14 protein-coding genes are annotated in these 12869 nt (G+C 35.0%); 4 read left to right on the top strand and 10 right to left on the bottom strand.

Annotated features, from left to right (window positions below):
* Nucleotide 1: 1 nt before the first annotated feature.
* Nucleotides 2–295, bottom strand: coding sequence for a c-type cytochrome (locus ACZZ9T_RS02905; protein ID WP_463440849.1), 294 nt, complete (start codon nucleotides 293–295; stop codon nucleotides 2–4).
* Between the two features lie 185 nt (nucleotides 296–480).
* Here ACZZ9T_RS02905 and meaB point away from each other — a divergent pair, with 185 nt between their 5' ends.
* On the top strand, nucleotides 481–1464 hold the full coding sequence (gene meaB / locus ACZZ9T_RS02900) for a methylmalonyl Co-A mutase-associated GTPase MeaB (RefSeq protein ID WP_463440848.1): 984 nt from the start codon (nucleotides 481–483) through the stop codon (nucleotides 1462–1464).
* A gap of 2 nt (nucleotides 1465–1466) precedes the next feature.
* Here meaB and ACZZ9T_RS02895 read toward each other — a convergent pair whose 3' ends face one another.
* Nucleotides 1467–2015: a DUF4251 domain-containing protein gene (locus tag ACZZ9T_RS02895; protein WP_463440847.1), complete on the bottom strand. Its 549-nt coding sequence runs from the start codon at nucleotides 2013–2015 to the stop codon at nucleotides 1467–1469.
* Between the two features lie 105 nt (nucleotides 2016–2120).
* Between ACZZ9T_RS02895 and ACZZ9T_RS02890 the strand changes: the two genes are divergently transcribed.
* Together ACZZ9T_RS02890 and ACZZ9T_RS02885 are read left to right on the top strand one after the other, a co-directional pair.
* Entirely contained in the window at nucleotides 2121–2924 is an 804-nt protein-coding gene (locus ACZZ9T_RS02890) for a M48 family metallopeptidase (protein WP_463429895.1), read from the top strand.
* A 44-nt stretch (nucleotides 2925–2968) separates the two neighbouring features.
* Nucleotides 2969–3280 (top strand): hypothetical protein, encoded by a 312-nt coding sequence (locus tag ACZZ9T_RS02885; protein ID WP_463440846.1) that lies wholly within the window; start codon nucleotides 2969–2971, stop codon nucleotides 3278–3280.
* A 34-nt stretch (nucleotides 3281–3314) separates the two neighbouring features.
* Here the strand turns inward: ACZZ9T_RS02885 and ACZZ9T_RS02880 are convergent, their stop codons facing one another.
* The 8 genes from ACZZ9T_RS02880 to ACZZ9T_RS02845 all read right to left on the bottom strand — a co-directional run bounded on the left by ACZZ9T_RS02880 (nucleotide 3315) and on the right by ACZZ9T_RS02845 (nucleotide 11288).
* Entirely contained in the window at nucleotides 3315–3953 is a 639-nt protein-coding gene (locus tag ACZZ9T_RS02880) for an outer membrane beta-barrel protein (protein WP_463440845.1), read from the bottom strand.
* On the bottom strand, nucleotides 3937–4752 hold the full coding sequence (locus ACZZ9T_RS02875) for an ABC transporter ATP-binding protein (protein WP_463429892.1): 816 nt from the start codon (nucleotides 4750–4752) through the stop codon (nucleotides 3937–3939). Before ACZZ9T_RS02875 ends, ACZZ9T_RS02880 begins: the two co-directional genes overlap by 17 nt.
* On the bottom strand, nucleotides 4752–5504 hold the full coding sequence (locus ACZZ9T_RS02870; RefSeq protein ID WP_463429891.1) for an MlaE family ABC transporter permease: 753 nt from the start codon (nucleotides 5502–5504) through the stop codon (nucleotides 4752–4754). The genes ACZZ9T_RS02875 and ACZZ9T_RS02870 overlap by 1 nt, the downstream gene beginning before the upstream one ends.
* Nucleotides 5505–5533: 29 nt before the next feature.
* Nucleotides 5534–6904, bottom strand: a complete 1371-nt coding sequence (locus tag ACZZ9T_RS02865; RefSeq protein ID WP_463440844.1) for an exopolysaccharide biosynthesis polyprenyl glycosylphosphotransferase — start codon at nucleotides 6902–6904, stop codon at nucleotides 5534–5536.
* Nucleotides 6905–6946: 42 nt separating this feature from the next.
* Nucleotides 6947–7576 (bottom strand): 7-carboxy-7-deazaguanine synthase QueE, encoded by a 630-nt coding sequence (locus tag ACZZ9T_RS02860; RefSeq protein ID WP_463429889.1) that lies wholly within the window; start codon nucleotides 7574–7576, stop codon nucleotides 6947–6949.
* Between the two features lie 7 nt (nucleotides 7577–7583).
* Entirely contained in the window at nucleotides 7584–8468 is an 885-nt protein-coding gene (locus tag ACZZ9T_RS02855) for a bifunctional 5,10-methylenetetrahydrofolate dehydrogenase/5,10-methenyltetrahydrofolate cyclohydrolase (RefSeq protein ID WP_463440843.1), read from the bottom strand.
* A gap of 28 nt (nucleotides 8469–8496) precedes the next feature.
* Nucleotides 8497–10137 carry a glucose-6-phosphate isomerase gene (gene pgi / locus ACZZ9T_RS02850; RefSeq protein ID WP_463440842.1) on the bottom strand — a complete coding sequence of 547 codons (1641 nt, stop codon included), beginning with the start codon at nucleotides 10135–10137 and terminating at the stop codon, nucleotides 8497–8499.
* 239 nt (nucleotides 10138–10376) lie between these two features.
* Nucleotides 10377–11288, bottom strand: a complete 912-nt coding sequence (locus tag ACZZ9T_RS02845) for a DUF4349 domain-containing protein (protein WP_463440841.1) — start codon at nucleotides 11286–11288, stop codon at nucleotides 10377–10379.
* 203 nt (nucleotides 11289–11491) lie between these two features.
* Between ACZZ9T_RS02845 and ACZZ9T_RS02840 the strand changes: the two genes are divergently transcribed.
* A complete protein-coding gene (locus ACZZ9T_RS02840) occupies nucleotides 11492–12850 on the top strand; it encodes an acyl-CoA dehydrogenase family protein (RefSeq protein WP_463440840.1) in 1359 nt (452 codons plus the stop codon).
* Nucleotides 12851–12869 lie beyond the last annotated feature (19 nt).

Here is a 12869-nt window from a genome sequence, read left to right as displayed (position 1 = left end):
ATTATTTTTTCACAGAAACTACATAATCATAAACCCATTGATGCTGCTCATCACTCAGTTTTGCTTTTGGAGCCATTGAGTTCATAATTCCTACCCATTGTACAGAGGTAAATTGTGTAGGTTCGTAAAGTTTATGACATCTGTTGCAAGAGTTTTCAAATATTGTTTTTCCTTGAGCGATCTGTTCAGCAGTACTGGTCATAGATTTTGGAGCTTCGGCTACTGATGTAGATTTCGGGGTACAAGATGCTAATAAAAAAGCTGCAAAAGTTCCTGCGATTAATATATTTTTCATGAAGTTTATTTTTGATTGATAACAAAAGTAAGCAATTCCCGAAAGGCTTTGTACAAAGATTATTAATTTATAAACATTAAAATTAATATCTCATTTTCTCTTCTTTTGGTGGTTATTTTTATATTTTTGAATTATTGAATCAAAAAGGTTGCTTCTGATCTTACAGGGACAAAAGAAATAATCAGATGAATTTTTCTACCGAAGACTTAATAAAAGGAATACAATCCGGCAATAAACGCCTGATTGGGAAGGCTATTACATTAGTAGAAAGTAAAAAATCTGAGCATCGTAATCAGGCAGAAGATTTACTTAAAAAAATCATGCCTTTCACCGGAAAATCTATCCGCGTGGGAATTACAGGAGTTCCAGGTGCAGGAAAGTCAACTTTTATTGAAAATTTTGGAAGACTGGCTATTTTAAATGGTAAAAAAGTGGCGGTTCTAGCCATTGATCCAAGTTCTGCGATCAACAAAGGAAGTATTTTGGGTGACAAAACAAGGATGGAAGAATTGTCTAAAGAAGAAAATGCCTTCATCCGACCTTCACCAAGTTCCGGTTTTCTGGGTGGTGTTGCCAATACCACTTTCGAAACGATGATGATTTGCGAAGCTGCAGGGTATGATTATATTTTGATCGAGACTGTTGGTGTAGGACAATCTGAAGTTCTGGTATCGGATATTACTGATGTGTTTTTATTTTTAAAAATTATTGGCGGCGGAGATGAACTTCAAGGGATCAAACGCGGGATCATGGAAATGGTGGATGTGATTTTCATTAATAAAGTGGAAGAAAGCAACCTACAAAAAGCCAAAAATACAAGACTCGAGCTCAAACGAGCCTTAGATTTTCTTCCTTCGAAGGAAAAAGACTGGAAAGTTCCTGTTTTATTAGGTTCTGCTTTATACAATGAAGGTTTAGAAGATGTTTTTCGGAAAATTAATGAATTTATTGACTTAAAAAAGAAAACAGAACGATTTGAACAAGTACGTATTGAGCAATCAGAAAAACGCTTTGAATATTGGGTTCAGGAATATATTTTAAATATGATGAAAAGAAATGAATCGCTTGAAGAAGCTTATCTTGAGCATAAAAAAAATGCTTCAGCGTTGGTTTCGAATCCCAGTACCGAAGCAAAATTATTTGTAGAAAAGTTTCTTAATAAAAATTAATATTAGTCAATCTTTTTTTCTTTAATTTCTTCATTTTTAGAGATGTATCCGTCATAAGAAATCGGTTGTCTGTCGTTACTTCTGATTGATGTTAATGCTCTTCCGTTTTTATAAATTTCAATATTGATATCTGAAACATTTCTCACATCATTCGGCTTAATTTTGTAAACCCAATTTCCTTTTTTACTCTGAGTTTTTGTAACTGCGTAATCTTTTGATGTAAATCTATAGCTGTTGTCAGAACTCCCGTATGTTGAAGTAAAAGCTCTTCCAAAGTAAGGTAAAGTAACTTCCATTACTCCTTTCTTTATCTCAATTCCGTAGTTTTCACCCGAAATCTGAAATGTTCGAAGTTGAGGTGCATTAGGAATAGAATTTACAACATTAATCACATCATAATTCATTGGGTTTGCTTTCTCAGCATGAAAAGTAAACTCATCTGAACTTACTAAATTGGTGACGATCTGAGGATCTGATGTGTTTTGTGCCGAGCAACTCTGAAAGGTTACTGCGACTATAAAAAGGGATATTATTTTAATATATTTTTGCATGATACTTTTTTATTTTCCTATTTAGATAGCAAAATCTATGCAAATCTATTAACCTTTTATGTTTTGGAATGGAAATTGTAAGGTTCAACTTATAATATGCACAACATGAAAATAACACATCTTTTAGGAGCAGGAGCAATAACATTAGCAGTAGTGGCTTGTACAACAAATCCTATCACAGGAAGATCTTCTCTTCAATTTGCAAATAATGCGGAGATTGAAGCAATGGCGTTACAACAATACAAACAAACTTTAACTGAATCTAAAGTTGTTACCGGCTCACAAGCACAAAGCGTAAAAAATGTAGGCAACAGAATAAAAACTGCAGCTGAGAAATATTATTCAAGCATTGGTAGAGGAGCAGATTTAGCTAACTATAAATGGGAATTTAATTTAATTCAGGATAAGCAGGTAAACGCTTGGTGTATGCCTGGAGGAAAGGTTGCTGTCTATACAGGAATTCTTCCGATTACAAAAGATGAAACCGGCTTAGCTGTAGTAATGGGTCATGAAGTTTCTCATGCATTAGCAGGTCATGGTAATGAGAGAATTTCTCAATCTATGATTGCTCAAGGTTTGGGTACAGCTTCAGGATTAGCAATTAAAAATCAAAAAACAGCAGCTATTTTTCAAAGTGTTTATCCTATTGGTTCTCAGGTTGTGTTGCTAAAATACGGCAGAAATCAAGAATCTGAAGCCGATAAAATGGGATTATATCTGATGTCAATGGCAGGTTATGATCCAAGACAGGCTATTCCTTTTTGGAACAGAATGGAAGCATCTTCATCTGGAGCAAGACAGCCAGAGTTTTTGTCTACCCATCCAAGTCCGGATACGAGAGTTTCGGGAATACAAAAAGATTTGCCACAAGCTTTGCAATATTATAAGAACGCTGGAGGAAAGATTTAATTTAGTTAATTGTTATATTCATATCAAAAACACATCTTATTATTATGAAAGGTATATCAATTACAGGACTCATCCTTTTAGCGGTATCTGCATTGCTATTTTATCTCACGACAGATTTTACGGTTAACAGAATTGAAATTTCCCACGTAATGGGAGTCATGGCAGGAATCGGGATCGGACTTATTATTGGCGGAATGATCGGCTACGTGAGTAAAGGCTCCGCAATTAAAGCTGAACAGCAAAGAAGGGAATTCAAACAGCTCCAAAAAGATAAAGAAGAATTAGAAAAACAAGCTGCAATCATCGCACAGCGCGAAGCAGAGATTGAATATCAAAACAAAAATCCTCAAATTTAATTTGAGGATTTTTTATGTTTGAAATTTTAATTTATTAAAATTTATATCCTAAACCAAGCATAAATAAACTTGATCTGTTGTCATAATTAATTTCCTGGCTAGATCCTGCAACCGAATTGATGTACTTTCTCTGGTCTTTAGAAAAAGCACCTTCATATTTTGCAGAAAGAATTACTTTTTTAATTTCACTTTGGAAACCTAACTGATATCCCACAGTAAATTCTTTTGCATCAACTTTCTGTACAAAACTACCGAAATTGTCTCCTTTAGCAAGATTAAAACTTCCTACCGGACCCGCATAAGCACTCAACAAATCTCCCAAAAGACTTACTCCTACCAAAACAGGAATATCTACTCTGCTACTTTTTGCTTTTACAGTAGTTTGTTCTGCATTAATGTCATTCGCTATTGTCACCTCATTGCTGAAATTGGTATAATAGATTTCCGGCATTAGAAATAATCTTGTAGGCAGATCAATTTTCAGAGATAAACCTGCGTTGAAGCCAGTGATGTTTTTTCCTTTTTGTTCTACTGCATTGCTGGCTGCTGTTTTAAGGTTTTTCCAAGAAGCAGAACTTGTAGGAATTAAAACATTGGCTTTGGCTGCAAGCGAAATTTGCGCAGATGCAAAAATCGAGAAACTTAATAACGCGATACTAGTTATTTTTTTCATTGTCGTCTAATTTTGAAATTGTATTCTCTATGGTTTTATTATTTTCTAATAAATACTCTCTTAGTTCTTTGAATAATTCTGATGAATAAACGAAATCTATCAGGTTTTTATTACCCGCAGTGATCAGAATGTCTTTATTACCTTCCCACTCTTTAATTCCTAATCTCAAATACACAATTTTCTCGCCAATCGTCATTACAGAGTTCATGTCATGAGTATTGATAATTGTAGTAGTATTATATTCTTTTGTAATTTCAAGCAAAAGATCATCAATTACATTGGAAGTATAAGGATCTAGCCCGGAATTGGGTTCGTCACAAAAAAGGTATTTTGGATGGTTTACAATTGCTCTGGCAATCGCTACACGTTTTTGCATCCCTCCAGAGATCTCTGACGGAAATTTTCTGTTGGCTTTATCTAAGTGAACTCGCCCGATAACTTCAAAAACTCTTCTTTTCTTTTCTCTAAAAGTAAGGTTCGTAAACATATCGAGAGGAAACATAATATTTTCTTCCACGGTCAATGAATCAAATAAAGCACTCCCTTGGAATAGGGTTCCGATTTCTGAGCGGAGCTGTTGCTTTTCGTCTCTATTCATCACATTGATGTCTCTTCCGTCAAACAGAATTTCTCCGGAAGAGGGCTGATAAACATTAAGCAAACTTTTAAGAAAAACGGTTTTTCCGGAACCACTCTGCCCGATTATAAGATTGGTTTTTCCTTTTTCGAATGTGGTTGAAATTCCTTTAAGCACTTCAACATCACCAAAACTCTTTTTAAGATCTTTTACCTCAATCATCAGCTTAATATTAATTGTGTTAAAATTAATTCGGAAATAATGATGAAAACCATCGTCCAAACCACAGCTTGCGTACTTGCTCTACCAACTTCCAAAGAACCCCCTTTCACGAAATATCCAAAATAAGAAGGAACTGTTGCAATGACAAATGCAAATACAATCGTTTTAGTAAATGCATAATATACAAAAAGATTGGGCATATACATTTGTATACCTGTGATGTAATCTGCGGTTGTCCAGTTTCCTGTTAGAATTCCTGCAATATATCCACCACAAATACCACAAACAATACTTATAGCAATCAAAATGGGATTAAAAATAAGGCAGGCAATGATTTTAGGCAAAATTAAGAAATTTGGAGAGTTGACTCCCATAATATCTAATGCGTCAATCTGTTCAGAAACACGCATCGTACCAATTGTTGATGCGATATATGAACCTACTTTCCCAGCTAAAATAAGGCTGATGATCGTGGGCGCAAATTCGAGTACCAAAACTGCTTTGGTTGCATACCCAACAAATGAAGTCGGAATTGGGAACGAAGATGCATCAAAATTATTAAACATCTGAATAGAAACCACAGCTCCGACAAATATCGAGGTGAAAGTAACCAACCCAAATGAGTTGACCCCCAAATCATTGATTTCTCTCATAAAAAGCTTCCAGAAAACTCTCATTTTCTGAGGCTTTTGAAGAGCTTTACCGATAAGAATCATATATTCTCCTATGGCTGTAAAAAACTTTTTTAACATTCTGCTAAATTAGACTATTTTTTATTTATTTACTTGGCGTTTTTGTCACCCACTACTACCAGTATAATGGTTTTCAAAACAATCATCAAATCGAGTACAAAACTCCAGTTTCTTACGTAGAAAGCATCAGCAAGCACACGTTTATTCATCTCTGCCTCTACATTTCCTGAGTCTCCGCGTAAGCCGTTGACCTGAGCCAGGCCTGTAATTCCGGGACTGACTAAACTTCTCAAAGTATATCTTCCTATTTTCGGTTTGTAATAATTGTCAACAGCCAGCATATGAGGTCTTGGACCTACAACTGACATTTCACCTTTCAAAACATTAATGAACTGTGGCATCTCGTCTAAACTTGTTTTCCTTAAAAATTTACCAAACCGGGTAATCCTTGAATCGTTTTCGCTCGTAGTTTTCGATGCAGATTCATCATTCAAAATCATTGTTCTGAATTTAATGCAGTTAAAAACTTCCTCGTGAAAACCATATCTTTTCTGTATAAAAAAAACAGGTCCTTTTGAGTTAAATTTAATGATTAATGCAATGATCGGAAACAACCATGAACAAATCAAAACTAAGACCAATAATGAAAATATAACATCAAATGATCTTTTTAAAATAAAATTGGAATAATAATCTAAAGGATATTTTTTCTGATGTAAGACAGGCTGTGTATCAATGTAATCCAGATCAAAGAAGAAATAATCACTCTGCGAAATATTAGGAATGAGGGAAATGTGAACTTTATTAGCTTCTGCAGTTCTGAAAATCTCGTTTCTTGTTTCATCGGAAAAAGGCGAGTCAGTAGGAAGAAACAGCGTATGAATACCGTTCTTTTTCCAGAATTTTATAAGTTGATTTGCATTTATTTCTGTGGAGTCGTACCTGAAGAGTTTATAGCCATAATCTTTTCTCTCATTGAGAATGTTTTTAAGGATTTCAGAAGATTTATCTTCATATAGAAACATGACATTTCTGTTGTTAATTCCTAAAGAGCGAAGATATTTTATGATAAAGTACACGAAAGATTTCGTCAGAATAATAAAAAAGAAGAAATAAAGAGACAGCCAAGTAAGTTCTGAACTAAAGAACTGATTATTGCTTACTTTTCTAATGAGTACCAAACCAATGGTAAATAACAGAAAGTGGATCAAAATGCGCTCTATAAATATTACATACGTAAGATTTCTTGATATGCTGTAGATTTTTGTCCTTCCGCTTAATAAGACCCAGAATGAAATAAGAAGAAGTATGGAGAAAGAATTCTGTGACCAAACCTCTCTGTCATGCATCAAATCCTGATTTCTGTTAAAAAAAAAGAATACAAAAACAGATGCAATCACCAACAGGTCTAGCAATAAAATAATTGATTTTAAATATCTTGAGTACCGTATTCTCTGCATCTAATTTTATTGGGGTAACATCATCAGCTAAAATAACAAAAATTACGGGATATTCAGATATTTATGCGTCTGAACTGATGCCTGCCAACGGGGATTTGCAAGTATAAAATCTGTGATTTTAGGATATATTTCTTCACGTTTACTCCATTCGCTTTGTAGATACAGTCTACAGTTTTCAGAAACTTTTGCAGCCTGCTCTTCGGCAAATTTCAAATCATTGTTATTAAAAACAATCATTTTTAATTCGTGCGCCTTTTGATATATTTCTTCTTTTGGAAGTCCTGTTTTTTTAGGTGAAAGGGTAATCCAGTCCAGCTGTCCACTCATAGGATATGCTCCGGAAGTTTCTATATGAACCGTGCATCCTAATTCTTTTAATTTTGAGGTTAAAATATCTAAATTCCACATTAATGGTTCTCCGCCGGTCAAAACAACAATTTTACAGTGTTTGGCAGCAGTTTCTGCAATTTCTTCAGCATTCATTAACGGATGCAATGTAGGATCCCAGCTTTCTTTTACATCGCACCAGTGGCAGCCGACATCGCAGCCACCCAGCCTAATGAAGTAAGCGGCTTTTCCGGTGTGTGCTCCTTCTCCCTGAATAGTGTAAAAATGCTCCATCACAGGGAGCATTTTACCTTCTTTTAATAATGTATCTTCTACTAAATTCATTTTTAAATTAGTCGTTATAGACTGAAGTTTTGTAAGCAATAATGGTGTTTTTCATCAACATTGCTCTGGTCATTGGTCCCACTCCACCAGGAACAGGCGTGATCCAGCTTGCTTTTTCTGCACAACTGTCAAAATCTACGTCACCTGCCAAATAATATCCTTTTGGAGAATCGTTGTCTACTCTGGTAATTCCTACGTCAATAATTACTGCTCCGTCTTTGATCATCTCGCCCTTTAAAAAGTGAGGATCTCCCAAAGCGGTAATTACGATGTCTGCTTTTTTAGTATACTCTTCGATATCTTTAGTGTAAGAGTGTGTTAAAGTCACAGTAGAATTTCCCGGGAAATCTTTTCTCCCCATCAAAATACTCATAGGTCTTCCAACGATTTTACTTCTTCCGATGATGACACAATCCTTACCTTTCGTTTCGATATTATATCTTTCCAGTAATGTCAGAATTCCGAATGGAGTAGCAGGTAAAAATGTATCCATTTCCAAAGCCATTTTCCCAAAGTTTTCAGGGTGGAAACCATCCACATCTTTTCTTGGATCAATCGCATTGATAATTTTTTCCTGATCAATCTGATCCGGTAAAGGTAACTGAACGATAAAACCGTCAACAGCTTTTGATTTATTGAGCTCGTCAATCTTTTCTAATAATTCAGATTCAGAAACTGTGCTCGGAAATTTAATTAAGCTTGATTGAAAACCTACTTCTTCACAGTCTTTCACTTTAGCATTTACATACGCCTTACTCGCTCCGTTGTTCCCAACAAGAATTGCGACCAAATGCGGAGCTCTTTTTTTGCTGTCAAGAATTTTATCAACTTCAACTTTGATTTCTGCTTTGATTTCTTTGGAAACTTTTAATCCGTCAAGAATTTCTGCCATGTTACTTTTATTAGATATTTATTTCGATTTATTTATTTGATTTATAATAATTAATCAACCCGTTCGTAGAACTATCATGCGAGCTAATTGTCTCATTGTTTTCAAGTTCCGGTAAGATTTTGTTTGCCAATACTTTTCCCAATTCTACACCGAACTGGTCGAAACTGAATATATTCCAGATTACACCCTGTACAAAAATCTTATGCTCATACATTGCAATCAACTGTCCTAATGAAAATGGTGTTAATTCATTGATCATTAATGAGTTCGTGGGAGTATTTCCATGGAAGACTTTGTAGTTTAATAAGAAATCAATCTCTTCTTCAGATTTTCCGGCAGCTTTTAATTCTTCTTCAACTTCTTCTTCTGTCTTTCCGAAGGCAAGAGCCTCAGTTTGTGCAAAAAAGTTAGCTAGCAATTTATCCTGATGGTCAGAAACTTTGTTTGGGCTTTTTGCATACGCAATGAAATCCGCAGGAATTAATTCTGTTCCCTGGTGAATCAATTGATAGAAAGCATGTTGACCATTTGTCCCTGGTTCTCCCCAAATGATTGGACCTGTTTCGTATTCTACAAATTCACCGTTTCTGTCCACACATTTTCCGTTACTTTCCATATCTCCTTGTTGTAGATATGCTGCGAAACGGTCAAGATATTGAGAATAAGGTAAAATTGCATACGTCGTAGCTGCATAGAAATTACGGTACCAAATTCCTAAAAGTCCCATCAACACAGGAACGTTTTCAGAGAAATCTGCTGTCTGAAAATGTTGATCTGTATTTTCAGCTCCTTTTAATAATTGTTCGAAATTTTCATATCCAACTGAAAGAACGATGCTTAAACCAATTGCACTCCACAATGAATATCTTCCGCCGACCCAATCCCAAAATTCGAAGATGTTTTCTTCTGCAATCCCAAAGTCTTTTACTGCTTGAACATTAGTTGATAAAGCCACGAAATGTTTTGCAACATCTTCCTGTTTTCCTGCTTTTAAAAACCAGTCTTTGGCAGAATTGGCATTGGTCATTGTTTCCTGAGTTGTAAATGTCTTAGAAGCAATGATGAATAAAGTAGTTTCAGGATTTAAATCTTTTACAACTTCTGCCATATGATTTCCGTCTACGTTGGAAACGAAGTGAACATCCAGTCTTGTTTTAAAATGTTTCAAAGCCGAAACAACCATCACAGGTCCCAAATCTGAACCTCCGATTCCGATATTCACAACATCGGTGATTTCTTTTCCGCTAAACCCTTTGTGATTTCCTGAAATAACGTTTTCAGAAAAAGCTTTCATGTGGTCAAGAACTCTTTTGATCTGTGGCTTGATATTTTCGCCGTCTACCAAAATTTCTTTATCAGAAAAATCTCTCAAAGCGGTATGCAGCACTGCTCTTCCTTCTGTTTCATTGATCTTATCTCCCGAAAACATCTTAGAAATAGCCTCCTTCAATTCACATTCTTCTGCTAAATTCAATAAAAGTTCTTTCGTTCTCGAATCAATTAAGTTTTTAGAATAATCAAAAAGGTAATTTTCATTTTTGATTGAAAACTCTTCAAAACGGTTCGGATTGTATTGAAAAACGCTTCTCAATTCAAAATCATTATTTGCAAAATGCTCGTCGAGTGCTTTCCAGCTATTGGTTTGTGTAGGATTTATTTTTGATAACATATTATAGGAGAGATTATAGGATTTAGGAATTATTTTGAATAAATTCTATAAATCATATTAATTAAATTTCAATTGGCAAATTTACGGAATTTTCGGGCAATGATGTTAATTGAGGATTAAAAATCGATTACTTTGGAATGCACAAATTAAACTTTAAGATTAGGAAATAAGAAAACCTCTACAAAATGCAGAGGTTACACATTATTTATATGAATAACCAAAAGGTTAGGATGCCAGATTTATTCTTTGGTAATCTGAATTGATTTCTTATTAAGTTTATTTTTTCGGTAAAAATAAAATGCAATACCTGCAATGAGTACAATCGGCCAAATTGTAACCAATCCCACAAGAATTTTTTGAATTAAATAAAAACCTTCCACAAAAGCGTTTTTAATATCATACACAAAATTAAATTTGTATTTGTTGTCAATATTTTGAGAATTGGTTACCGCAATTTCTGCAATACGAAGCTTAGGTTCTTTAATGTAAATGTCGACTGTGCTGTACTTTAAATGATCAGCAACATTGATATTAGCGAGTTGTTGTTGATTTTCTTCAGACATATTTTCATCACTCATATTCACTTTATCCTTTGTAGTTTTAAGTTCTGAAATATTTTCGCCGGTTTTCTTGATTCTTTTGACTTCCAGTTCTGCATATTTTATACTTGCAGTTACATCTTCAGCGTTAATAATTCTTGAATTGAGAAAAAGCTTTTTATCATTAATCAACGTTAAAAATTCACCCAGTTTTTGAGTGGGAATACGAACCTGCATAGTGTTTTCCGTTTGATATTTCTTGACAAGTATCGCTTCTTCGTTAGACGTGTTAAAGGTTTCTTCGGAAACAACATTGCTATGCAGATTGCTATGGGTAACAAACCCGCCGAGTTCCTGAACAGATTTTTCCATAGAAATTGTTGTTTCGTAAACATCTTTTACTTCCATGTTGACGTTGGCTGTTTTGATGAATTGCTTGTCTTTTACAGACATTGTGGCAACTGACGAAACGCTGTCAGAAATATTTGTAGATGCTGAATCTGCTGCTACAGACATTTCATAGTCACTTGTTGATACTTCTCCTTTCTTACATGAATAGATTCCTAAAAGAATTGCTGCTGCAAAGGTTAATCTGATGTTTGTAGTTTTCATGATTTAAATGTTTAGTTGATTTGCTTACTTCAAAGTTGAGGACGAAACGTTTGTAATGTTTGAAAATGAAAAGTAAAAAATTTGTAAATAAATAATCGATTTAAATTATTGTAAATCAATATTTTGTAAAATGTGAAAGTCTTTGTCTGTGGTATTTCGGATTGATTTTTGCTTGAATTTTACAAATCAAAACCAAATTCAACATGTCTAACACTTTTTCCAAAATCAGAAACGCCATAGAATTATTTAAATCAATCGATTTTGATCAATTAAGCCAAATTTCGCAAAAAGTAAATCTCCCCAAACTCATGGAGAACTTTTCCAAGCTGGATGATAAACAGCTGAAGGGAATGATGAAAATGCTCGATCCTAATAAAGTGAAAAAAGAACTTCCGCCCATTGATGGCGATTTCTACGACATTTATCACACGTTGACGCCGGAACAAAGAGAAGTTCAGCAAAAAGTGCGGGAATTTATGGAAAAAGAAGTGAAACCTTTGGTGAATCATTATTGGTTGCGAGATGAATTTCCGCATGAATTAATCCCAAAATTTCAAAAATTAGATATCTGTGGTGTAACTTATGAAGGCTACGGATGCAAAGGCATGCCTTTTCTGATGGAAGGTGTGATCGCAATGGAAATGGCTCGGGTTGATGCCTCAATTGCTACTTTTTTTGGAGTACAATCTGGTTTGTCGATGGGTTCTATTTATATCTGCGGCTCAGAAGAACAGAAACAAAAATGGCTTCCTCAAATGCAGAAATTTGAGAAAATAGGAGCTTTCGGGTTAACAGAGCCTGAAGTGGGCTCCGGAGCTGCAGGAGGTTTAACGGTAACCTGCAAAAAAACTCCGGAAGGCTGGATTTTAAATGGTCAGAAAAAATGGATTGGAAACGCAACCTTTGCTGATTTAATTATCATTTGGGCACGAGATTTAGGCGATGGTGAAGTGAAAGGTTTCATCATAGAAAAAGACAATCCCGGTTATGCTGTCGAAAAAATAAAAGGGAAAATGGCTTTAAGAATCGTTCAAAATGGTTTGATAACCTTAAAAGATTGTATCGTTACCGAAGAAAACAGATTGCAAAACGCCAATTCATTCAAAGACACAGCAAAAGTTTTAAGAATGACACGAGCTGGAGTGGCCTGGATGGCGACAGGTTGTGCAAGAGGAGCTTATGAAAGTGCATTAGATTATACAAGAACGAGAGAGCAATTCGGAAAGCCTATTGCTTCATTTCAAATGATTCAGGGGCATTTGGTAGAAATGCTTTCTAATCTTACGGCAATGCAAACCATGGTTTTCAGATTGTCTGAAATGCAGGATGAAGGAATTTTAAAAGACGAGCACGCTTCTTTAGCCAAAGTTTTTTGTACAATGCGAACGCGGGATATTGTTTCCAGAGCACGTGAAGTCTTAGGCGGAAACGGAATTTTGCTGGAATATAACGTTGCAAGATTTGTAGCTGATGCAGAAGCAATTTATTCTTACGAAGGAACCAAAGAAATTAACTCACTGATTGTCGGAAGATCGATTACCGGTTTCAGCGCATTTGTTTAATATATTTGAATGGTCAATT

This window comes from Chryseobacterium sp. AC417 (assembly GCF_979258215.1).
Note: the sequence above shows the minus strand (reverse complement) of the source record. Positions and strands in the feature narration are given on the sequence as shown.

Coding starts and splice junctions, on each gene's coding strand:
- pgi (WP_463440842.1), bottom strand. CDS start 10,137: ATGTTATCAAAAATAAATCCTACACAAACCAATAGCTGGAAAGCACTC.
- ACZZ9T_RS02895 (WP_463440847.1), bottom strand. CDS start 2,015: ATGCAAAAATATATTAAAATAATATCCCTTTTTATAGTCGCAGTAACC.
- ACZZ9T_RS02880 (WP_463440845.1), bottom strand. CDS start 3,953: ATGAAAAAAATAACTAGTATCGCGTTATTAAGTTTCTCGATTTTTGCA.
- ACZZ9T_RS02865 (WP_463440844.1), bottom strand. CDS start 6,904: ATGCAGAGAATACGGTACTCAAGATATTTAAAATCAATTATTTTATTG.
- ACZZ9T_RS02855 (WP_463440843.1), bottom strand. CDS start 8,468: ATGGCAGAAATTCTTGACGGATTAAAAGTTTCCAAAGAAATCAAAGCA.
- ACZZ9T_RS02845 (WP_463440841.1), bottom strand. CDS start 11,288: ATGAAAACTACAAACATCAGATTAACCTTTGCAGCAGCAATTCTTTTA.
- ACZZ9T_RS02840 (WP_463440840.1), top strand. CDS start 11,492: ATGTCTAACACTTTTTCCAAAATCAGAAACGCCATAGAATTATTTAAA.
- ACZZ9T_RS02905 (WP_463440849.1), bottom strand. CDS start 295: ATGAAAAATATATTAATCGCAGGAACTTTTGCAGCTTTTTTATTAGCA.
- ACZZ9T_RS02890 (WP_463429895.1), top strand. CDS start 2,121: ATGAAAATAACACATCTTTTAGGAGCAGGAGCAATAACATTAGCAGTA.
- ACZZ9T_RS02860 (WP_463429889.1), bottom strand. CDS start 7,576: ATGAATTTAGTAGAAGATACATTATTAAAAGAAGGTAAAATGCTCCCT.
- ACZZ9T_RS02875 (WP_463429892.1), bottom strand. CDS start 4,752: ATGATTGAGGTAAAAGATCTTAAAAAGAGTTTTGGTGATGTTGAAGTG.
- ACZZ9T_RS02885 (WP_463440846.1), top strand. CDS start 2,969: ATGAAAGGTATATCAATTACAGGACTCATCCTTTTAGCGGTATCTGCA.
- meaB (WP_463440848.1), top strand. CDS start 481: ATGAATTTTTCTACCGAAGACTTAATAAAAGGAATACAATCCGGCAAT.
- ACZZ9T_RS02870 (WP_463429891.1), bottom strand. CDS start 5,504: ATGTTAAAAAAGTTTTTTACAGCCATAGGAGAATATATGATTCTTATC.